General features: G+C 69.0%; 19 protein-coding genes. 11 read left to right on the plus strand and 8 right to left on the minus strand.

Annotated elements, in window-relative coordinates:
- Positions 1–122 precede the first annotated feature (122 nt).
- From ACFT7S_RS12195 to ACFT7S_RS12215, 5 genes are read right to left on the minus strand one after another with little or no spacing between them, the layout of a single operon-like run.
- Positions 123–1,532 carry a purine-cytosine permease family protein gene (locus ACFT7S_RS12195; protein WP_382730145.1) on the minus strand — a complete coding sequence of 470 codons (1,410 nt, stop codon included), beginning with the start codon at positions 1,530–1,532 and terminating at the stop codon, positions 123–125.
- A 54-nt stretch (positions 1,533–1,586) separates the two neighbouring features.
- Complete coding sequence (locus tag ACFT7S_RS12200; protein ID WP_382730148.1) at positions 1,587–2,522, minus strand: ABC transporter substrate-binding protein; 936 nt, start codon at positions 2,520–2,522, stop codon at positions 1,587–1,589.
- 11 nt (positions 2,523–2,533) lie between these two features.
- The gene (locus tag ACFT7S_RS12205) at positions 2,534–3,205 is read right to left on the minus strand and encodes an ABC transporter permease (protein ID WP_382730150.1); all 672 of its coding nucleotides are present in this window, start codon (positions 3,203–3,205) and stop codon (positions 2,534–2,536) included.
- A 4-nt stretch (positions 3,206–3,209) separates the two neighbouring features.
- Positions 3,210–3,860, minus strand: coding sequence for an ABC transporter permease (locus tag ACFT7S_RS12210; RefSeq protein WP_382730153.1), 651 nt, complete (start codon positions 3,858–3,860; stop codon positions 3,210–3,212).
- On the minus strand, positions 3,857–4,900 hold the full coding sequence (locus ACFT7S_RS12215) for an ABC transporter ATP-binding protein (protein ID WP_382730155.1): 1,044 nt from the start codon (positions 4,898–4,900) through the stop codon (positions 3,857–3,859). The genes ACFT7S_RS12210 and ACFT7S_RS12215 overlap by 4 nt, the downstream gene beginning before the upstream one ends.
- Before the next feature lie 151 nt (positions 4,901–5,051).
- On the opposite strand from ACFT7S_RS12215, the gene ACFT7S_RS12220 reads away from it, so the two are divergent.
- Complete coding sequence (locus ACFT7S_RS12220) at positions 5,052–6,611, plus strand: aromatic amino acid ammonia-lyase (protein WP_382730158.1); 1,560 nt, start codon at positions 5,052–5,054, stop codon at positions 6,609–6,611.
- 67 nt (positions 6,612–6,678) lie between these two features.
- On the plus strand, positions 6,679–7,299 hold the full coding sequence (locus ACFT7S_RS12225) for an AMP-binding protein (protein ID WP_382730160.1): 621 nt from the start codon (positions 6,679–6,681) through the stop codon (positions 7,297–7,299).
- 69 nt (positions 7,300–7,368) lie between these two features.
- Here ACFT7S_RS12225 and ACFT7S_RS12230 read toward each other — a convergent pair whose 3' ends face one another.
- Positions 7,369–8,112, minus strand: a complete 744-nt coding sequence (locus ACFT7S_RS12230; protein WP_382730163.1) for a class I SAM-dependent DNA methyltransferase — start codon at positions 8,110–8,112, stop codon at positions 7,369–7,371.
- A 573-nt stretch (positions 8,113–8,685) separates the two neighbouring features.
- Here ACFT7S_RS12230 and ACFT7S_RS12235 point away from each other — a divergent pair.
- From ACFT7S_RS12235 to ACFT7S_RS12255, 5 genes are all read left to right on the plus strand, one after another.
- The gene (locus ACFT7S_RS12235; RefSeq protein ID WP_382730166.1) at positions 8,686–10,215 is read left to right on the plus strand and encodes a sugar ABC transporter ATP-binding protein; all 1,530 of its coding nucleotides are present in this window, start codon (positions 8,686–8,688) and stop codon (positions 10,213–10,215) included.
- On the plus strand, positions 10,212–11,267 hold the full coding sequence (locus tag ACFT7S_RS12240; protein ID WP_382730169.1) for an ABC transporter permease: 1,056 nt from the start codon (positions 10,212–10,214) through the stop codon (positions 11,265–11,267). The genes ACFT7S_RS12235 and ACFT7S_RS12240 overlap by 4 nt, the downstream gene beginning before the upstream one ends.
- Positions 11,260–12,309, plus strand: a complete 1,050-nt coding sequence (locus tag ACFT7S_RS12245) for an ABC transporter permease (RefSeq protein ID WP_382730172.1) — start codon at positions 11,260–11,262, stop codon at positions 12,307–12,309. Before ACFT7S_RS12240 ends, ACFT7S_RS12245 begins: the two co-directional genes overlap by 8 nt.
- An 83-nt stretch (positions 12,310–12,392) precedes the next feature.
- Entirely contained in the window at positions 12,393–13,478 is a 1,086-nt protein-coding gene (gene rhaS, locus ACFT7S_RS12250) for a rhamnose ABC transporter substrate-binding protein (RefSeq protein WP_382730174.1), read from the plus strand.
- An 85-nt stretch (positions 13,479–13,563) separates the two neighbouring features.
- Complete coding sequence (locus ACFT7S_RS12255; protein WP_382730176.1) at positions 13,564–13,884, plus strand: L-rhamnose mutarotase; 321 nt, start codon at positions 13,564–13,566, stop codon at positions 13,882–13,884.
- Positions 13,885–13,922: 38 nt separating this feature from the next.
- Here ACFT7S_RS12255 and ACFT7S_RS12260 read toward each other — a convergent pair whose 3' ends face one another.
- The gene (locus ACFT7S_RS12260) at positions 13,923–14,180 is read right to left on the minus strand and encodes a hypothetical protein (protein ID WP_382730178.1); all 258 of its coding nucleotides are present in this window, start codon (positions 14,178–14,180) and stop codon (positions 13,923–13,925) included.
- Between the two features lie 158 nt (positions 14,181–14,338).
- Complete coding sequence (locus ACFT7S_RS12265; RefSeq protein ID WP_382730180.1) at positions 14,339–15,349, minus strand: hydroxyacid dehydrogenase; 1,011 nt, start codon at positions 15,347–15,349, stop codon at positions 14,339–14,341.
- 493 nt (positions 15,350–15,842) lie between these two features.
- Between ACFT7S_RS12265 and ACFT7S_RS12270 the strand changes: the two genes are divergently transcribed.
- From ACFT7S_RS12270 to ACFT7S_RS12285, 4 genes are all read left to right on the plus strand, one after another.
- Entirely contained in the window at positions 15,843–17,171 is a 1,329-nt protein-coding gene (locus ACFT7S_RS12270) for an extracellular solute-binding protein (RefSeq protein ID WP_382730183.1), read from the plus strand.
- Positions 17,168–18,139, plus strand: a complete 972-nt coding sequence (locus ACFT7S_RS12275; protein ID WP_382730184.1) for a carbohydrate ABC transporter permease — start codon at positions 17,168–17,170, stop codon at positions 18,137–18,139. Before ACFT7S_RS12270 ends, ACFT7S_RS12275 begins: the two co-directional genes overlap by 4 nt.
- Positions 18,136–19,002 (plus strand): carbohydrate ABC transporter permease, encoded by an 867-nt coding sequence (locus ACFT7S_RS12280; protein ID WP_382730186.1) that lies wholly within the window; start codon positions 18,136–18,138, stop codon positions 19,000–19,002. Before ACFT7S_RS12275 ends, ACFT7S_RS12280 begins: the two co-directional genes overlap by 4 nt.
- Before the next feature lie 66 nt (positions 19,003–19,068).
- Positions 19,069–20,439, plus strand: coding sequence for an alpha-L-fucosidase (locus tag ACFT7S_RS12285; protein WP_382730189.1), 1,371 nt, complete (start codon positions 19,069–19,071; stop codon positions 20,437–20,439).
- Positions 20,440–20,449: the final 10 nt, after the last annotated feature.

The raw sequence follows: 20,449 nt of genomic DNA on the forward strand, positions 1-20,449 counted from the left end.
ACCCGAAAGCGCGGACGAGAGGAAGACCAGGTCTTTCGGAGCTGACGGGGCTCCGCCCCAGCGCCGGTCTGGACGTGACCGTGGACCTGTCCCTCTCTCGCCTCGGGGGCCAGTCCCCGGTGTCAGTGCTTCTGCGGAGATGCCAGGGCGTACCGCGTCTCCTCCGGGACGTGCGACGTGTCGCGGCGGGCCAACAGGTAGTACAGGGCCGCAGGGACCACCAGGCCCACGATCCAGGAGATGTCCGCGCCGCCCAGCGGATCCGCCAGCGGGCCCGTGTAGAAGTGCGTCACGAGGAACGGGAGCTGGGCGAGGATACCCACCCCGTAGACCGTGAGGGCGTCCCAGCGCCAGGCGCCGTAGCGGCCCTCGGGGTCTACGAGCGCCGGTATGTCGTACCGCTCCCGTGAGATCAGGTAGTAGTCGACCAGGTTGATCGCCGACCACGGCGTGAAGAACGTCAGCAGGAACAGCAGGAAGTCCTTGAAGGACGTCAGGAAGCTGTCCTTGCCCAGGAGCGCCACCACCGTCCCCGCCACCATGATCAGTGCGATGTACGCGGCCCTGCCGCGCGGTGACAGAGTCTTCTGGCCGCGGAATCCACTGACGCTGGTCACCATCGACATGAAGCCGCCGTAGGTGTTGAGCACGTTGATGGTCAGCTTGCCGAGAGCGATCACGAAGTACAGGAACGACGCGATCAGGCCCGTGCCGCCCAGGCCGACCACGTATCCGACCTGGTTCGTGAGGAAGGCGTTCCCCGCGCTCGCCGCCACGAGCACCCCGAACGTCATCGACCACTGTGAGCCGATGGCCGATCCCGACAGGGTCCACCAGAACGTGGCCCGCCCCGATGTCGTGCGCGGCAGATAGCGCGAGTAGTCGGCGACATACGGCCCGAAGGCCAGTTGCCAGGATGCCGAGAGCGACACCGCGAGGAGGAGCATCGGCAGGTCGAAGTGCGCGTCGCCGAGCAGCGCCGACAGGTCCACGCGGTCCAGGAGCCGGATGCCCAGGTAGATGAAGGCGAGCGCGCAGACCACGCTGGCCACCCGCCCCAGGACGTGGATCACGCGGTAGCCGACCGCCGCCGTCACGGCGGTGACGACCGCGAAGACGATGATGCCGGTGGTGTCGTTCGTGTGCGTGAGCTCGGCGGTCGCCTGCCCGGCGAGGACGCTGCCGCTCGCGAAGAAGCCCACGTACATGAGGATGACCAGGAGGAGGGGGACGACCGCGCCGCGCACCCCGAACTGTGCGCGGGACTGGATCATCTGGGGCAGACCGAGCTTCGGGCCCTGCGCGGAGTGCAGGGCCATGACGGCGCCGCCGAGCAGATTGCCCAGCAGGAGGCCGATTACCGACCACACCACGTCGCCGCCGAAGACGACGGCGAGTGCGCCCGTGACGACCGCGGTGATCTGGAGGTTGGCGCCGAGCCAGAGGGTGAACTGACTGAACGCGGTTCCGTGCCGTTCGTCGTCCGGGACGACGTCGATGGAGCGTCGCTCCACCAGGTCTTCAGCTGCCATGACTCGGTTACCTGGCCTCTCGGTGGTGTGTTCTGCCGCTCGGTCCGGCGGCGGCTACTTCTTCTTGATCCCGTGCTGTGCCGCCCAGTCGTTCGCGACGTCCTCGGGGTCCTTCTTTTCCTTGTCCACCAGGCGGTTGAGCTCGGTGAGGTCCTTGGTCGTCAGCGCGTTGCCGAGGCGGGCGAGTGCCTTGCGGACCGTTGAGTCGGCCTTGCGGTCGGCGATGAGGGGGACGATGTGCTGGCCGGGGATCAGGCTCTTGGGGTCGGTGAGGACGACCCAGTGCTCGGCGACGATGTCGGTGTCGGTGGTGAAGAGGTTCGCGACGTCGACGTCGCCCTTCTTCAGGGCGCCCTTGACGAGCGGCCCCGAGGAGTCGAGGGACTTGAACTCCTTGAACTCCACGCCGTACACGTCCTTGAGGCCCACCGCGCCCACCGTGCGCTTCTTGACCTCGGGCGCCGCGCCGATGACGAGCTTGCCGTTGTGCTTGGCGAGGTCGGCGAGGGACGTGAGGCCGTACTTGTCGGCGGTCTCCCGGGTGACGACGAAGGCGTCGGAGTCCTCGGCCTTGCCGTAGGGAAGCATCTGGAGGCCGCCTGGCAGGGCCATGGCGAGGGCGTTCTGCATCTCGCCCTCCTCCGTGGCCGTGGCTTTGGTGTCGAGGTAGTGCAGCAGGGCGCCCTGGTATTCGGGCAGGAGGTCGATGTCGCCGCCCTTGAGGGCGGGGATGAGGATCTCGCGGGTGCCGAGGTTGGGGCGGACCGTGGTCTTCACTCCGGCCGCTTCGAGCGCGGCGGCGTAGAGGTATCCCAGAACCTGGTTCTCGGTGAAGTTGGCGGTGCCGATGGTGACGCCGCCCTTGCTGGAGCCTCCGCCTCCGCCGCCGGATCCCTGTCCGTCGAGCGAGGTGATGCCGCCGCTGCAGGAGGCGAGGGCGGGGACGGAGGCGGCGGCGAAGAGCCCGCCGAGGAGTGTCCTGCGGTTCATTGTGCTTGCTCCTAGGCCGACTTGGCGGGGCGGTGGCGGAAAAGGGTGCGCTGGAGTGCGGAGAGCGCGAGATCGAGTACGACGGCGACGACCGCCACGAGCACGGCGCCGCCGAGCACCTGCACGAGGTCGCGCTGGGCGAGCCCGTCGAAGACGTACCGGCCGAGCCCGCCGAAGGAGACGTACGCGGCGATGGTGGCCGTCGCGACGACCTGGATGAGCGCGAGCCTGAGCCCGGTCGTGATCAGGGGGAGCGCGAGGGGCAGTTCGACCTGGAAGAGGACCTGGTGCCAGCGCATCCCCTGGCCGCGCGCCGCGTCCCGCACATCGGGGTCGACGGCGGTCATCCCGGCGTACGTGTTGGTGACGATGGAGGGAACGGCAAGCGCCACGAGGGCGATGTAGACGGGCCACATCGACAGACCGCTGGCGAGGAAGACCAGCACGACGAGCCCGACCGTGGGCAGCGCGCGTCCGAAACTGGACAGGTTGATGGCGAGGAAGGCGCCGCGCCCGGTGTGCCCGATGAGCAGGCCGATCGGCAGCGCGATGGCGGCGGCGACGAGGGTGGCGAGCAGCGAGTACTGGAGGTGCTCGGCGAGGCGGTGCCCGATGCCGTCGGGGCCGGCCCACTGTTCGCCGCTGACCAGCCAGGCGCCGAGGCCCTTGAAGAGTTCGTACATCAGGTCAGGCCCTCTGCTTCTGCCGGCGGGTCCAGGGAGTCAGGACGTACTGGAGGGCGACGAGCAGTGCGTCCGCGACGAGCGCGAGGAGCAGGGTCAGGACGACGCCGACGATGACGGGGGTGGGGAAGTTGCGCTGGAACCCGTCCGTGAAGAGCTGTCCGAGTCCGCCGTCGCCGATGTACGTGGCCACGGAGACGAGGGAGATGGCCATCACCGTCGCGATCCGCACGCCCGCCATGATCACGGGAAGGGCGAGGGGCAGTTCGACGGTGAGCAGGGTGCGCAGCGGCCGGGTGCCCATGGCCTTCGCGGCTTCCTTGGTTTTGGCGGGGACAGAGTCCAGACCCTCGACGGTGTTCCGCAGGAGCACGACGAGCGTGTAGATCGTCAGGCCGATGACGGTGGTGGTGCGGGTGAGCCCGCTGACCGGCAGGAGGAGCACGAAGACGGCGATGGACGGGATGGTGAACAGGACGTTCGACAGGCCGAGGAGGAGCCCGCGCAGTTTGCGTACACGGTGTGCGACCACGGCCAGGGGGAGCGAGACGATCAGGCCGAGGAGTACGGCGGTGAGGGCGGCCTGGAGGTGGGAGAGCGTCAGGGTGGTGAGATCACCGGTGTGGTCGGATATCCACGACCAGTCGACGGTCATGCGGCCACCGTGCTTGCCTCGCTGTGCACGTGCCCTGCGTGTTCGTGGATGTCCTCGCGGGACGTCACGCCCGTGAGGACGCCGTCCGCGTCGACCCGTGCGACCAGGCCGCTCGGCGCGGCGATCGACTCGTTGAGAGCCGAGAGGAGTGAGTCCGTGTCCCGCAGGGGGCGGACCGGGGTCTCCGTATCCGTCTCGTTGTCGCGCCAGGCCAGCGGCTTGCGGGCGGCGTCAAGGGCCAGCTGCCAGCGGGTGCCTTCAGGGGCGGGCCCCTGGGGGACCTCCGCGAGCGTCGTCAGGGACAGCAGCTTCAGGCCGCGCTCTGCGCCCAGGAAGTCCGCAACGAACGCGTCCGAGGGGCGGGCCAGGAGTTCGGCGGGGGCGGCGCACTGGACGAGGTGGCCGCCGGTGCGGAAGACGGCTATGCGGTCGCCGAGCCGTACGGCCTCGTCGATGTCGTGCGTGACGAAGACGATGGTCTTGTTCAACTCCCTCTGCAGGCGGAGCAGTTCGTCCTGGAGCTGGGTGCGGACCACGGGGTCGACGGCGCCGAACGGCTCGTCCATCAGGAGTACCGGCGGGTCCGCGGCGAGCGCGCGGGCCACGCCGACGCGCTGCTGCTGGCCGCCGGAGAGCTGGTGGGGGTAGCGCTTCCCGGCGTCGGCGGAGAGGCCGACCGTCTCCAGGAGTTCCGCCGCCCGTGTCCGCGCCTTCTTGCGGCCCCAGCCGAGCAGGAGCGGCACGGTCGCGATGTTGTCCAGGACTGTGCGGTGCGGGAAGAGCCCGGACTGCTGGATGACGTAGCCGATGGAACGGCGCAGCTCGGCGGCGTCCTGTTCCAGGACGTCCTTGCCGTTGACCCTGATCGTCCCGGAGCTCGGATCGACCATCCTGTTGATCATGCGGAGCGTCGTCGTCTTGCCGCAACCGGAAGATCCGACGAGGACGGTCACGCCCCCCTCCGGCATCTCAAGGGTGAGGTCGTGCACCGCGGTTGTGCCGTTCGGGAAGCGCTTGTGGACCTTGTCGAATTGGATCATGAGGAGTCCCTTGCCCGGCTGCATATCATCATGCAGAGTTCTCGGTGACTGAATAGATTGTCAATAGGTCGTCGCCGCTCAGGCGTAAATCCCTGGTTACATGTGGTCGTAGGGCAAGACGAAGTGCCTGATTGAGGAGGAATCACCACTGATGTCGTCTCATATCGTGGACGGAGTCGCCGACGACAGCGGCACGATCGTCGTCCTGGACGGCCGCGGACTGATGGTCGCAGATGTCGTACGCCTGGCCGAATCCGCCGCAAAGCCCGTTCCGGCAACCGACGGGATGAAGCGCGTGGAGGCCTCGTGGAACGCCGCGCGGGAGATTGCCTCGTGGGGTCGCGTCTACGGTCGCTCGACCGGCGTGGGTGCCAACCGGAATGAGCCCGTGCCGACGGAGGCGGCCGCCGACCACGGCCTGCGGCTGCTGCGCAGCCATGCCGGAGCGATCGGCGCGGAGCTGCCCGCACGGCAGGTCCGCGCCATGCTCGCGGTCCGCGCCAACCAGCTGCTCGCGGGTGGCGCCGGCCTGCGCCCGACCGTCGTCACGGCGCTCTGCGAGGCCCTGGAGGCGGGCGCCTACCCGAAGGTCAACGAATTCGGCTCGGTCGGCACCGGCGACATCGCCGCGCTCGCGCAGATGGGCCTCGCACTGGCGGGCGAACACCCCTGGCAGGGAGCGGGGGCGGCCCCCGCCCCGCAGCCCCTCGACAACAACGACGCCCTCGCCCTGATCAGCAGCAACGCCCTCACCCTCGGCCAGTCCGCGCTCGCCGTGCACGAGCTGCGTGGCCTGATCGCGGCCACGCAGGTGGTGGCGGCGCTGTCCCTGATGGCGATCGACGGTTCGTACGAGGCGTACGCGCTGCCCGTGCACGAGGCGCGGCGGCACGCCGGTTCGTACGCGGTCGCGGAACGGATGCGGCAGCTGCTCGGCGCACCCGACCGCCCCACGCCGCCGCTCGGCCGGATCCAGGACCCGTACGGCCTCCGCTGCGTGCCGCAGATCCACGGACCCGCGCACGACGCGGCGGACGCGCTCGAAGACGTCCTCGCGGTCGAGATCAATGCGGCAGCCGAGAACCCGCTGATCTCGGCGGACGACATGGCGGCCTACCACCACGGCGGCTTCTACCTTGCTCAACTCGCCCTGTCCCTGGACCACTTCCGGCTGGCCGTAACGCAGGTGGCGCGCCTGTCGACCTCGCGCCTCTCGACGCTGAACGAACCGGGCTTCACCCGCCTGCGGCCGTTCCTCGCGGACGGCGAACCGGCGTCGTCGGGCGTGATGATCCTCGAATACGCGGCCGGTGCGGCGCTCGGCGACCTGCGGGCTTTCTCCGCGCCCGCGTCACTCGGCCACGCGGTGCTCTCGCGGGGCGTCGAGGAGCAGGCCAGCTTCGCCTCGCTGGCGGCGCGCCAGACGCTGCGGGCGTGCGAGGCGTACCGGCTCGTCGTGGGCTGTGAACTCGTCGCGGCAATAAGGGCGTTGCGGCAGCGCGACATGCGGCTCGACCCGGAGCTGCCTGTCGGCCGCGCCTTCGAGCTGGCGGACTCGGTGCTCGACGCGGAGCTGGCCGACCGGCCGTTGACGGATGATGTGACGGTGGCGGCCGGGCTGCTCGACCGGTTCACCGAGCTGTGGCTGGACCTCGGGTCCGGGAGCGGAACGGCATTCGACGGTGCGGGTGTAGTGAGGGGAACGCTCTGAGTGACAGTCCTGCGGCGCGGCTGCAAGTGCACCGAACCCCGGCGAGATCACAGACCTGCTGGAGTCCGTGGACGAGCAGCCGCTGCTGCTTGCCCAGTGGGCATGCCTGTGGGAGCGGCGCTCATGGGGACGACGGTCGTGGTCACCAAGGGCTCCCTGTTCACTGTTCTCGTGGCTTGTCCGGGCCAGATCTGGCGCCAGATCTCACAGGGAAGACGGTGAGGGCAGCAGGTCGTGGTGCGGCTCCTCCACCTGGACCGGGTCGGAGCGCCGCACCCACGGCCGCGACGAACTCGGTCGACTGACCTCGGGCAAGGTCACGAAGCCGGAGCCCTCGGCGTTCCACAACCTGCTGACGGCCGCCGAACCGCTGTCCGGCACCGTCGACCGGGCGGACGACGACCCCGCGCTGATCCTCTACACCTCGGGCACCACCGGCACGCCCAAAGGCGCCGAGCTGACACACCGCAATCTGATCTCGAACACGGCCACCACCGCCGAGACGCTGGTGCACGTCGGCCCCGATGACGTCCTGTTCGGCGGCCTGCCGCTGTTCCACGCGTTCGGGCAGACCTGTGCGCTCAAGACGGCCGTGGCCGCGGGGGCGACGCTGCCCCGGCTGCCAACCACCCGGACCGCCGGCGCAAGGCCGGCTCGATCGGGCAGCCCGTCCGCGGAGTCGAGATGACGCTGGCACGACCCTGCGCGCCGGGGACGGACGCCCGCCCGTCGGGCAGTGGCTCCCAGGGGGCCGGCCTCAAGCCGCCGGTTTGCGCCACACGGAGATGTGCTTCGCGGAGTCCTGTGTGAACGGCGCACCGTCCCAGTCCGCGAACCGCTGTTCCAGCTCCAGCCCAGCGATCTGTGCCATCAGGTCGAGCTCCGCCGGCCACGCGTACCGGTGGCGGGAGTGGCCGCGGCGGTAGCGGCCGTCGTCGCCGTCGCGGGTGAAGTGGTGCGAGACGAGAATCTGCGCGACCAGGTCGAAGGTGTCGAAGCCGAGGTGCCGCTCGGAGACATCGAACGGCACCGCGACCTGCCCGGGCGGCAGGAACCGCAGGGGCGGCACGCCGAGCTCGATGACGAATCGGCCGCCGGGAGTCAGATGACGTGCCGCGTTGCGGAAGCACTCGACCTGCTCGGCCTGCGTGAGCAGGTTCGTGATGGTGTTGTAGACGAGATAGACCAGGGCGAACTCGCCGGGGACGAGGGTTGTGGCCATGTCCCCGATGGTGACCGGGAGCGTGTCCTCGTCGACCTTGCGCCGCAGGACTGCTGCCATGTGCTCGGACAGTTCGATGCCGACCACCGGCACGCCGCGTTCCCGGAGCGGGACGCCCACCCGTCCGGTTCCGATGGCGAACTCCAGCGCCCGGCCGTCTCGGGCCATTTCGGCGAGAAAGGCGAGCGTCGGTCCGAGGGCGGCGGCGGAGGACATCTCCGTCTCCTCGGCGTCGTAGCGGTCGGCGGTCGCACGGGTCCACAGCTCACTGCTCGTCACGGGGCCACTCTGCCGGGCGCGGCGGGGTGCCGGCGACTGATTTACCATGCCCCGGCTCCGTGCATACGGTTTCCGGGGTCAGGAGCACCGGCATGTTTAGGGTTGTTTTAACGGGTGTTGGTGGACACCAACAGGGACAACCCGGAGCGCCAGGTGCGGCTGTCGTTCCTCGGACAGGGGCAACGGGGCGGGGCGGACGGGCTGGAGATCCAGGTCGGCGGACGGGGTCGGCGGCCTGAGAAAAGGGCTGCCGTCGGATGCCGCTTAGATGAATCGTTTCAGATTCATCGGGAAAAGCTAGTCCCCTGCGCGGTGGTCGTCAAGGGTTCCCGGCGCATGGCGGGCGTGTTACCGGATCGTGTCGTCTGGAACGTCAAACCTGCCCTTGGGGGTCCCTGCCGGTGCAGTTCACGGCCGATGTGTCAGGTTTTCCATCGAACCCACCAGGCGTTTCGGGGTGCTCGGCCCAGAAGACTCTTGACGTGCTCGGCCGACGGGGCTAGCTTCCCGGCAACTCCACTGAAACATTTCATCTTCGAGCGATCCGCTCGGCACAAGCACAGGAGAACACCCATGACCCACCCCGAACCGGAGTCGACTCCGGTGCTCGCGCTGGAGGGGGTGAGCAAGTCCTTTGGCGCTGTGCGTGCCCTGCGCGACGTGTCCCTGCGCCTGTACGCCGGTGAGGTCCACGCCCTGGCGGGCGAGAACGGCGCCGGCAAGTCGACCCTGATCAAGACGCTCGCCGGCGTTCACCGCCCCGACACCGGCACGGTCCTGCTCGACGGCGAACCGGTGGACTTCCACGGACCGGCCGACGCCCGCGACGCGGGTGTGGCCGTGATCTACCAGGAGCCGACGCTCTTTCCCGACCTGTCGGTGGCCGAGAACATCTTCGTCGGCCGGCAGCCGCGCCGCTCGCTGGGCCGGGTGGACCACCGCGCGGTCAAGCAGGCCGCGGCCGGCCTCTTCGCCCGCCTCGGCGTCGACCTCGATCCCGACCAGCCGGCCCGCGGCCTGTCCATCGCCGACCAGCAGCTCGTCGAGATCGCCAAGGCGCTCTCCTTCGACGCCCGCGTCCTGATCATGGACGAGCCGACGGCGGCGCTCACCGGCAGCGAGGTGGCCCGGCTGTTCGGCGTCGTCAGGACACTCCGCGAACAGGGCGCGGCGGTGCTCTTCGTCTCGCACCGCCTGGAGGAGATCTTCGACCTCTGCCGGCGCGTCACCACACTGCGCGACGGCGCCTGGATCGCCGACGAGCTCGTCGACGGCCTGAGCGAGGACGACCTCGTGCGCCGCATGGTCGGCCGCGATCTCGACGAGCTGTACCCCAAGCAGCAGACCGAGGTCGGCGAAGTCGCCCTCAGCGTGCGCCGCCTGACCCGCGAGGGCGTCTTCACCGACGTCTCCTTCGAGGTGCGCCGCGGCGAGATCGTCGGTCTCGCGGGACTCGTCGGCGCGGGCCGCAGCGAGGTCGCCCGCGCGGTGTTCGGCGTCGACCGTTTCGACGGCGGCGAGGTCGAGGTGCTCGGCAAGAAACTACGCACCGGCGCCCCGAGCCTGGCCATGGCAGCGGGCCTTGCCCTCGTACCCGAGGACCGCCGGGCCCAGGGTCTGGTGATGGACATGTCCATCGAGCGGAACATCGGCCTCACCGGCTTCGCCACCACCACCCGCGCCGGACTGATGAGCCGCAGCGCCGAACGCAGCCGGGCCGTGGACTGGGCGGTGAAGCTCCAGGTGAAGTACGCCCGCCTCGCCGACGTCGTCGGCACGCTCTCCGGCGGCAACCAGCAGAAGGTCGTCCTCGCCAAGTGGCTGGCCACCGCCCCGCAGGTACTGATCGTCGACGAGCCGACCCGCGGCATCGACGTCGGAACCAAGGCCGAGGTGCACCGGCTGCTGTCCTCGCTCGCCGCCGAAGGCGTGGCAGTGCTGATGATCTCCTCCGACCTGCCGGAGATCCTCGGCATGGCCGACCGGGTCCTGGTGATGCACGAGGGGCGGCTGACCGCCGAGATCCCCCGGTCCGAGGCGACCGAGGAGACCGTGATGGCGGCGGCGACGGGCCGTGCCGCCCTAGGAAGGGAAGCGGCATGACGACAACGGCCGGTCCGGTGCGGCACGAGCCCGCACCCCAGTCCGTCGCCTCGCGACGCCTCGTCGACAAGGTGTTCAAGGCCCGCGAACTGGCCGTGGTCCTCGTCCTCGTGCTGATGCTCGGCGCGACCCAGCTGTCCAACACCGCGTTCCTGTCCGAGCAGGGCATCAAGGACCTGATGCTCAACGCGACCATCCTGATCCTCGTCGCGGTCGGCCAGGCAGTGGTGGTGATCACCCGCAACGTCGACCTTTCGGTCGGCTCCGTCCTCGGCATCTCGGCGTTCGCCGCCGGCCTCTACCTCCAGGACGGCGGCAACCCGCTCGTCGCGGTCCTGCTCGCGGTCGCGCTCGGCGCGCTCTTCGGCGGCCTCAACGGAGCGCTGGTGAGCCTGGGCAAGGTGCCCGCGCTCGTCGTGACCCTCGGCACGCTCTACATCATCCGCGGCATCGACTCCATCTGGGTCGGCTCCCGTCAGATCACCGCCGACGCCCTGCCGAAGAGCTTTGTCGACCTCGGCCACGACGGAATCGGGGTCGTGCCCTACCTGGCACTCCTCGCCGTCGCCGTCCTGGTCGCCGTCGCCTACTACCTGCGCAGCTACCACAGTGGACGGGACATGTACGCGCTCGGCTCCAGCCCGGAGGCCGCCCGGCTCGCCGGTGTCCCGGTCCGGGCCCGCATCATGACCGCGTACGTGCTCTGCGGCTCCCTCGCCGGCCTCGCCGGCGCCCTCTACCTGGCCCGCTTCGGCAACGTCGACTCCGCCACCGGCAACGGCTTCGAACTCACCGTGGTCAGCGCCGTCGTCGTCGGCGGTGTCGCCTTCACCGGCGGCTCCGGCACCGTCTACGGCGCTGCCCTCGGCGCGCTGCTGCTGACCTCGATCAACAGCGTGCTGCCCGCCATCGGCGTGAGCTCGGTCTGGGTCACCGCGATCAACGGCTTCCTGCTGCTGCTCGCCATCGCCGTCGACCGGATCCTGGCCCTGCGCGTGGCCGCGGGCCTGCGCAAGAAGGCCGCACAGATGAGGAGTGCCCGCCATGCCTGACACCACCAAGGCTCCCGCCCCCGCCGCGTTCTTTGGCCTGGCCCGCCTCGGCGGCGCGGTGCGCTGGGACAGTGCGGTCGGCGCCCTCCTGCTGACGCTGCTGATCTGCTCGTTCTCCTTCGTCGACAACTTCGGCAACGCGCTGAACCTGTCGTTCCTGATCGGTAACACTCTGCCGATCGCCCTGATCGCCCTGCCCATGACGATGCTCGTGATCTCCGGCGAGGTCGACCTCTCCGTCGGCTCCACTGCTGGACTGTCCGGGGCTGTCATGGGCGCGCTGTGGAACGCCGGGATGAGCATCGAGGCGATCATCCCGCTGTGTCTGCTGCTCGGCGTGGTCTGCGGCCTGATCAACGGGCTCCTCGTCACCCGTCTCGGACTGCCCTCCCTCGCCGTCACCATCGGCACCATGGCCGCCTACCGCGGCATCGCGCAGATCGTGCTCGGCTCCGACTCCGTCACCGACTTCCCCAGCCAGTACCTGGACTTCGGCGCGGGCCGGATCGGCGACACCTTCATCCCGTACGCCGCCGTCCCGTTCACCGTCCTGCTCGCCGTGGCCGTCGTGGTCCTGCACGCCACACCGATCGGCCGCTCCCTGTTCGCCACCGGCGCGAGCGAGGAGGCCGCCCGGTTCGCGGGCATCCGGGTCAAGCGGCTCAAGCTGTCCATGTTCGTGACGACCGGTGTGATCTCCGCGCTCACCGGTGTCTTCTGGGCCCTGCACTACGCCAGCGCCCGCTACGACAACGCCACCGGCCTCGAACTCTCCGTCATCGCGGCCGTCCTTCTCGGCGGCATCGACTTCGACGGCGGCAAGGGCACCCTGGGCGGCGCCATCGCCGGCGTGTTCCTGCTGGGCGCCCTGCAGAACGTCATGAGTCTGGTCAATGTCTCCGCCCAGTCGCAGATCGTGGTCACCGGCGTCCTGCTGGTGATCTCCGTCCTCGCCCCCCGCGTCGGCCGCCAGGTCGCCCAGGCCCGCGCCCGCAGGAGAACCGCCGGGCAGTCCATCGCGCAAGCGGCCTCCGCTCCGTAGGGCCTAGGGCCTGTCGTCACCCTCGTATCCCCTCGGGCAACTGCCCGGCACTCCCTGCCGCCACGGCAGCGAAAGGAAGCACCATGTACGGCACCACCGCCAGGAACCGGCGCCTCACCGTTGCTCTTGCTGTCACCGCCGCACTCGCCCTCGGCGTCACAGCCTGCTCCGGGACGACCAAGGACTCCGCGAGCAAGGGGGCCGGCACGGCCGTCGCCGGCACCGCCGATCCCAACGCGGCCACCAAAAAGGGCCTGACCGTCGCCTTCCTGCCCAAGCAGGTCAACAACCCCTACTTCACCACCTCGGACAACGGTGGCAAGAAGGCCTTGGAGCAGCTCGGCTCCACGTACAAGGAAGTCGGTACCAGCAGCGGTACCGACGCCTCCGGCCAGGTCTCCTACGTCAACACCCTCACCCAGCAGCAGGTGGACGCCATCGCCGTCTCCGCCCAGGACCCGGGTGCGCTGTGCACGGCCCTGAAGCAGGCCATGAAGAACGGGATCAGCGTCGTCACCTACGACTCCGACACCCAGGCCGACTGCCGGCAGGTATTCGTCTCCCAGGCGAGCGCGGAGGACCTCGGCCGCACGCAACTCCAGCTGCTGGCCGAGCAGATAGGTGGCAAGGGTGAGATCGCGATCCTTTCGGCGGCCCAGACGGCCACCAACCAGAACACCTGGATCGACTTCATGAAGGACGAGCTCAAGAAGCCCGAATACAAGGACATCAAGCTCGTCAAGACCGCCTACGGCGACGACGACGCCCAGAAGTCCTTCCAGCAGACCCAGGGTCTGCTCCAGGAGTACCCCGGCCTGAAGGGGATCATCTCGCCCACCACGGTGGGCATCAAGGCGGCCGCCCAGTATCTGTCCGGCTCCCAGTACAAGGGCAAGGTCAAGCTCACCGGCCTCGGCACCCCCAACGACATGCGCGCCTACGTCAAGGACGGGACGGTCGACGGCTTCGAGCTGTGGGACCCGGCCGAGCTCGGCGCGCTCGCCGCGCACACGGCCGTCGCGCTGGAGTCCGGACAGATCACCGGCGCCGAGGGCCAGACGTTCAAGGCCGGCGACCTGGGGACCTTCACCATCGGCAAGGACGGCGTGGTCTCGCTCGGCAAGCCGACGGTCTTCAACAAGACCAACATCGACAAGTTCAACTTCTGATTCAGCTTCTGATTCGACTTCTGAGCCGCACGGGACAGGGGGCCGCCTCGCGAGGGCGGCCCCCTGCCGTGCAGGAGGGGACCCCATGCAGCGCGTCTGTTTTCTTCTGAAGGTCCGGGCCGAGAAGACCGAGGAGTACCGAGAACGCCACCACCACGTCTGGGCCGACATGCTGGCCGCGCTCTCCGAAGCCGGCTGGCACAACTACTCCTTGTTCCTGCGGGAGGACGGCCTGCTCGTCGGCTATCTGGAGACCCCGGACTTCGACCGGGCCCGGGCCGCCATGGAGGCCACCGAGGTGAACGCCCGTTGGCAGACGGAGATGGCGCACTTCTTCGAGGAGCTGGACGGGCAGGCACCGGATGCCGCCATGCGCCCGCTCACCGAGGTCTTCCATCTCGCCTGACGCGGCAGACCGGGGGAGCTTTCCCGGGCGATACCCCGTTACGGCGTGCCGGTGAGGCCGGCCATCACCTCGTAGACCTGCTGCGAGGTCCGTGGGCCGGTGGGGAGCGAGTGGGCGGCCTCGGTGCGCAGGCCGTCGAGCATGAAGGCGACGCCGCGGCGCCACGCGTCGGGGGCGGCGGCCTGGAGTTCACAGAGCGTCTCGATGTAGTACGCGAATCCGTCCCAGGGGTCCTCGTGGGCGAGGGCCTGTTCCGCGACCTTGTCGAGGCGGGCCGCCGCCAGGTCGGCGACCACCTCGTCGATGAGGGCCTCGCGGGTGCCGAAGTCCGGTGGGTCCTCCGGCGGCCGACGGGTGGAACTGATCAGCAGCGACCAGGAGAGGTCGGTCAGACCTACGCATGCGGATCGGGTCGCGCGAGCCCGTGACCCCGGTGACTCCGGTGCCCTCGGTGTCAGGCCAGGGACGCGGCATGGGCGGGATCGACCGCGTGCCGGAGGGGCTGGTCCCGTACGAGGCGCCCGAGTTCGTCGAGTACGAGATGTCCGAGGCGGTGGCGTTCGGCACCCATGGCACCGCCGAGGTGGGGTGTCAGGACGACGTTGGGGAGGGTGAACAGCGGCGAGCCGGGGACCGGAGGCTCCGGGTGCGTGACATCGAGTACGGCGGTGAGATCGGGTCTGGCGCGCAGGACCTCCGCCATCGCCTCCTCGTCGATGAGTGCGCCCCGGGCGGTGTTGATCAGCGTTGCGCCCGGCATCAGGGAGCTCAGCAGGCTCGCTCCGATCGAGCCGCGGGTCTCGGGCAGGAGCGGCGCGTGGAGACTGACGACGTGGCAGGTGGCGAAGAGCTCCTCGATGCCGACGAGTCGTACGCCGCTCTCCTGTGCGGTGTCCGCGTCGGCGAGGGGGTCCGTGGCGAGGATCTCGACGTCGAAGCGGCTGAGGTGTGCCGCGACGAGACGGCCGATGTGCCCGAGCCCCAGCAGCCCCACGCGTGACCGGTAGGCACCCGGGACCTTGGGGTTGTGCGGGTACAGGTGGCTGTCGGCCACGTCCCGGCTGATGCGGTGGACCTGCTTCAGCCCGAGGAGGATCTGCGCGAGAGCGAACTCCGCCACCGGGGTGGCGTTGGCCGCGGCCGCGGAGACGATCGGAATGTCGCGCGCCCAGAAGGCGGGCGTCGTCAGATGCCGTACGGAACCCGCTGCGACGAGCACGGCCCGCAGCCCAGGGGCGCGGGACATGAAGGCGGCATCGAGGACGGGGGCGCCCCAGCCGGTGAGCAGGATGTCGGTTCGGTGCAGTACGTCGGGATGGTCGTCGAGCTGCTGCCGGGTGAGGGGTGGGCCCTGTCGGTCCACGAGCCGGTCGATACCGGCCAGAACCTCGGGCGGGTAGACGTCCGGCCTCCGCTCCTCCTCCATGACCAGGAGTGCCGTCGGCCTGAGTGCTGTCTCGTCCATGTCGATGACGCTCCTCGGCTGCTTCGCTGACGGTCTGTCAGCGATACCGCCCGCGGCCGGTTGGCCGGTCGGGTGTGTGTGGACGTGTCCGTCTGTGTGTCGAAGGTTGGCGTGGCTTGTTCGAAATTTCGGTTAACCCGCCCAAAAGGCGACGATACATCGGATGACTGAAGGGTTATCAAGGATTGGGAAATCGCACGCGCCCGGTGGTCCGGCAAGGCGTCAGCATCGCATGTGACTACGGAGCATCCCGGGGCCCAGTGCCCTGTACAGCGATAATTCCTTGCCAGTGGGTGAAAGTTCGGGGTCTCCGCCCCTGTGCGGTGGCGGCGCCCGCAGGAATGGTGTGCGGGGAGGCGTCGTGGCGTCCCTTCGCGAAGCCCCGCGAAAATTTTGTATTCATCGGAGTATTGACGCGGGATTTGCTGCGCGGTTAGCGTCCCCGGCAAGCGCTTACCAGAGGCGGCTGTGATGCAGTGAAACAGGAGTTGTGATGCAGAGATCGCGGTGGGTCGGAGCGGGTTTCCTCGCGTCGGCGCTGATCCTCACCAGCTGTACGTCGGGTCCTGCGGGAGGGGACGTCAAGCAGGACTCCAAGGCGCCTCTCGAACTGTGGACCAGGACGACACCGGGCGGGCCGGGGGAGAAGGGCACGCTCGCACTCGCCGCCGCCTTCGAGAAGTCCACGGGCTACAAGGTCAAGGTCACGGCCATCTTCGATGACTTCGAGACCAAGGTGCAGCAGCGGGCCGCGCAGAAGAACCTCCCCGACATCGTCATGAACGACGTGACGCAGCTCGGCGCCATGCACAGCCAGGGCCTGCTCCGGGAGATCGACCTGGACAAGATCAAGGACAGCGGGCAGCTCATCGACCAGGGTCTCGCATCCGGAAGGAGCCTGGACGGCAAGCAGTTCGGCCTGCCGTACTCGGCGCAGGCCACCGCGCTCCTCATCCGCAAGGACTGGCGGGAGAAGCTGAAGCTCGAAGTGCCCCGGAACTGGGACGACTTCACCGCGATGGCCGAGGCGTTCACCACCAAGGACCCGGACGGCGACGGGAAGAAGAACACCTTCGGACTGGCCGCGCCGCTGTCCACCAAGCGCGGATACGCCTCCTGGTACTTCTCCAACTTCCTCTGGGCCGCGGGCGGTGACTTCATCGCCGATGCCGGGAACGGCACGTACAAGCCCGCGATGACCACGAAGGAGTCCGTCGAGGCCATGCAGTGGTTCCGCGATCTCGGCTGCACGTCCAAGGCCATCCAGCCCGGCGCGGTCACCATGGACACCCCACCCACGAACGAGACGTTCGAGGCGGGGCGGACCGGCATGTTCGTCGTCGGCCCCTACCTGATGCCCCGCTTCGACGAGGTGCTGGGCAAGGACAAGTACGAGGTCGTACCGATGCCGAAGGGCCCGAAGGACGCGACCGTGCTCGCCGAGGGTGCCTCCGTCTATCTGATGGCCGGCTCCGAGAACCAGGCGGGTCAGGACGCCTTCGCCGGCTTCGCCGTCTCCGCCGAGGGCCAGCGGACGGGGATGCAGGGAGAGTCGGGCTACACCGTGCAGCTGCCCGTCAACAAGACGGTGGACATCTCCAAGATCCGCTCGGACCCCCGCTGGCGGACCTACGCCGAGGTCTACGGCTCCGCCGGACGCTACGCCCCCTCCATCCCGAACTGGACCGCCGTGCGGCAGACCACCTCGGAGACCATCAACGCGCTGCTGGCCGACTGCAGTCTGGACACCGGTACCGAGCTGCGCGACCTCGACAAGCAGCTCGCCGACATCCTCAAGGAACAGGGAATCGCCGCGTCATGAGCCTTGACCAGGTGAAGCGCGCTCCGCTCCCCGGACGGCGGTCCCCCGGCACGGGGGGCCGCCCGGCCGGCGGGGCGGCTGCGGCCCGCCCGAAGAACAGCCGTCGGGCGGGCCGGTGGTGGACACCCTGGCTGTTCCTGGCCCCGGCCCTGCTCCTCTTCCTGTATTTCAAGTTCATCCCGATGGCCAGCGCCCTGACGATGTCCTTCCAGGAAGTTCAGCCCTATCTCGGAAACCGGTGGGTCGGCACCGAGAACTACACCACCGTGCTCGGCTCCGACGGTTTCCGCGAGGCCGTCGGGCACACCGTCGTCCTCGCCGCCGGGCAGACGGCGGGTTCCATGCTCCTCGGCCTGGTGCTCGCGCTGCTGATGGAGGGGCAGGGCCGCCGGCTCGGATTCGTACGCTCCGCGGCGTTCCTGCCGGTCGTGGTACCGATCGCCGTCGTCGCCGAACTGTGGCGGATCATGTACCACCCGACCGAGGACGGCATGCTCAACTCGCTCCTCGGCCTGGTGGGGTCCGGCCCTTCCGGGTTCATCAACCACCCCGACACCTCGCTCGGGTCCATCATGATCACCGGCATCTGGCGGGGCGCTCCGTACGACATGATGATCTTCCTCGCAGGGCTCGCGAGCGTCGACCGCGGTCTGTACGAGGCCGCGAAGGTCGACGGCGCCTCCAGACTGCAGCGCGTGTGGCATGTGACGGTGCCCGGGCTGCGGTCGGTGTTCACGATCCTGTTCATCCTCGCCGCGATACGCGGCCTGCGCGTGTTCACCGAGGTGTTCCTGCTCACCAACGGTGGTCCCGACGGCTCGACCGAAGTCGTCATGACCCTGATCTACAAGCTCGGCCTCGAGCAGAACCGGCTCGGCGTCGGAGCGGCGGGAGCCGTCCTGCTGTTCATCGCGACGCTGATCCTGACGATCGTCGTCCACCTGATGCGACGGAGGGAGAGCAAGTGAACGCGCCGAACGAGACCGCGCTCGGCCTGACCGAGGCCAGGAGCCCGGGCGGGCGGATCCTGAAGGCTGTCACGTACGTCCTGGTCCTCTTCGTCTTCGCCGGGCCGCTGCTGGCCCTGCTGGTCAGCGCCTTCAGTAAGGTCAAGGACCCGACACAGCTGAGCGTCATCCCCTCCGGCATCACCCTGGACAACTTCCGGATCGCCTTCGACCAGGGCGTCCTGGTGTACTTGCTGAACTCGTTCTTCGTGGTGGGCGGCGGGTTGCTGCTCCAGGTGGCCGTGTCCGTCATGGCCGGTTACGCACTGGCCAGGAAGGTCTTCCCCGGAATGACACTGGCCCTCGTGGCGATCCTGGCGACGCTGATGCTGCCCGAGGAGATCCTGGCCCTCCCGCTGTCCCTGATCCTCGCCGACCTGCCGGTCATCCACTTCAACCTCATCGGCACCCTCGCCGGGATGATCGTCCCGCTGGGCGCCTGGGGATTCTCCATTCTCGTGATGACCGAGTTCATCAAGGACGTACCGCGGGAACTCGAAGAGGCCGCACGCATCGACGGGGCCGGTGATCTGCGCATCTTCGCTCAGATCATCCTGCCGATGTGCAAGCCGGCGCTGGGCGTCATCGGAGTCTTCGGCTTCACGATGATCTGGGACCAGTACCTGCTTCCCCTCCTCGTCGCCACCGACTCCTCCTCGTACACGCTCCCGTTGGCGCTGCGCACCCTGCGGATCGACCCCGACGTCACTCCTGGAGTGGTGATGGCGGCCTCACTGCTGGCCCTGCTCCCCTCCGTGATCGTCTTCCTGTTCTTCCAGCGCTCCTTCGTGCACGGCCTGTCCTCCGGCGCCCTGAAGGGCTGACCCGGCAAGCCGCCCGCCACCGCACCTCGCGCGCCACCACCCCACAAGCACAAGGAGCGACACCCCGTGACCCCGACCGCTGACACCCGATCGGCGCTCCCGCCCGTGCCCGCCGGCACACCGGCTCCGGCCGCGGATCCGGCGACCGCTCCGGCGACCGCTCCGGACACGACGTGGTTCACCACCGACCGGTTCGGCATGTTCGTCCACTGGGGCCTGTACTCCCTCGCCGCCCGGCACGAGTGGGTCAAGAACCGGGAACAGCAGACCGACGAGCAGTACCAGGTGTACTTCGACCACTTCGACCCCGACCGCTACGACCCGGTCCAGTGGGCGAGGACGGCCAAGGCGGCCGGTATGCGGTACGTCGTGCTGACCACCAAGCACCACGACGGCTTCTGCCTGTGGGACAGCGCGCTCACCGACTACAAGGTCACCAACACCCCGTACGGCCGCGATCTCGTCGAACCGTTCGTCCAGGCATGCCGCGCCGAGGGGCTCAAGGTCGGCTTCTACTACTCGCTGATCGACTGGCACCACCCCTCCTTCCCCGTGGACGGCACCCACCCGCAGCGCGACGACGAGGAGTTCAAGGCCGCCACCGCCGACCGTGACATCCGCGACTACCAGCGCTATCTGCACGGCCAGGTACGCGAGTTGCTCACAGATTTCGGACGCGTCGACTACCTGTTCTTCGACTTCTCGTACGCGGGACGCCACTGGTGGGGCGGCAAGGGCCCCGACGACTGGGACTCACCCGGACTCCTGGGGATGATCCGCGAACTCCAGCCGCACGTCCTCGTCAATGACAGGACCGGCCTTCCCGGCGACTTCGTCACCCCCGAGCAGTACCAGCCGTCCGGCCCGATGTCGAAGGACGGGCAGCCCGTGGTCTGGGAGGCATGCCAGACGCTCAACGGAAGCTGGGGCTACGACCGCGACAACCTCGATTACAAGAGCGCCGACCTCCTGGTCCGCATGCTCGTCGACGGGGTGGCCAAGGGCGGCAACCTGCTCCTCAACGTCGGCCCCACCGGCCGCGGCGACCTCGACCCGCGCGCCACCGCCGTCCTCGGCGAGCTGGGGCGGTGGACGGACCTGCACGGTCGGTCGGTCCGAGGCTGCGGCCCGTCCGCGTACACCGCCCCCGCCGACTGCCGCTACACCCAGCGCGGCGACCGGCTCTACGTCCACCTGTTCTCCTGGCCGCTGCGCCATCTGCATCTGCCGGGACTCGCGGGCCGGGTGCGCTACGCCCAACTCCTCAACGACGCTTCCGAGATCACCCGGATCGAGATCGCCCCGGGAGAGCCCGCGCTCAACACCGAGATGGGCGGGCAGCCCGCGGGCACGCTCACGCTCCAGATCCCCGTCCAGCGCCCCGACACACTCGTGCCCGTCATCGAGCTGTATCTGGACGCCCCGGCCGGCGGCTGAACCTTCGTCC

The organism is Streptomyces sp. NPDC057136, from assembly GCF_042670885.1.
Taxonomy (GTDB): Bacteria; Actinomycetota; Actinomycetes; order Streptomycetales; family Streptomycetaceae; genus Streptomyces.

Bases quoted from the DNA above. Each gene is read 5' to 3' on its own strand.
- ACFT7S_RS12275 (WP_382730184.1), top strand. From the start codon at position 17,168: ATGAGCCTTGACCAGGTGAAGCGCGCTCCGCTCCCCGGACGGCGGTCC.
- ACFT7S_RS12220 (WP_382730158.1), top strand. From the start codon at position 5,052: ATGTCGTCTCATATCGTGGACGGAGTCGCCGACGACAGCGGCACGATC.
- ACFT7S_RS12270 (WP_382730183.1), top strand. From the start codon at position 15,843: ATGCAGAGATCGCGGTGGGTCGGAGCGGGTTTCCTCGCGTCGGCGCTG.
- ACFT7S_RS12235 (WP_382730166.1), top strand. From the start codon at position 8,686: ATGACCCACCCCGAACCGGAGTCGACTCCGGTGCTCGCGCTGGAGGGG.
- ACFT7S_RS12255 (WP_382730176.1), top strand. From the start codon at position 13,564: ATGCAGCGCGTCTGTTTTCTTCTGAAGGTCCGGGCCGAGAAGACCGAG.
- ACFT7S_RS12245 (WP_382730172.1), top strand. From the start codon at position 11,260: ATGCCTGACACCACCAAGGCTCCCGCCCCCGCCGCGTTCTTTGGCCTG.
- ACFT7S_RS12195 (WP_382730145.1), bottom strand. From the start codon at position 1,532: ATGGCAGCTGAAGACCTGGTGGAGCGACGCTCCATCGACGTCGTCCCG.
- ACFT7S_RS12240 (WP_382730169.1), top strand. From the start codon at position 10,212: ATGACGACAACGGCCGGTCCGGTGCGGCACGAGCCCGCACCCCAGTCC.
- ACFT7S_RS12205 (WP_382730150.1), bottom strand. From the start codon at position 3,205: ATGTACGAACTCTTCAAGGGCCTCGGCGCCTGGCTGGTCAGCGGCGAA.
- ACFT7S_RS12215 (WP_382730155.1), bottom strand. From the start codon at position 4,900: ATGATCCAATTCGACAAGGTCCACAAGCGCTTCCCGAACGGCACAACC.
- ACFT7S_RS12265 (WP_382730180.1), bottom strand. From the start codon at position 15,349: ATGGACGAGACAGCACTCAGGCCGACGGCACTCCTGGTCATGGAGGAG.
- ACFT7S_RS12210 (WP_382730153.1), bottom strand. From the start codon at position 3,860: ATGACCGTCGACTGGTCGTGGATATCCGACCACACCGGTGATCTCACC.
- rhaS (WP_382730174.1), top strand. From the start codon at position 12,393: ATGTACGGCACCACCGCCAGGAACCGGCGCCTCACCGTTGCTCTTGCT.
- ACFT7S_RS12200 (WP_382730148.1), bottom strand. From the start codon at position 2,522: ATGAACCGCAGGACACTCCTCGGCGGGCTCTTCGCCGCCGCCTCCGTC.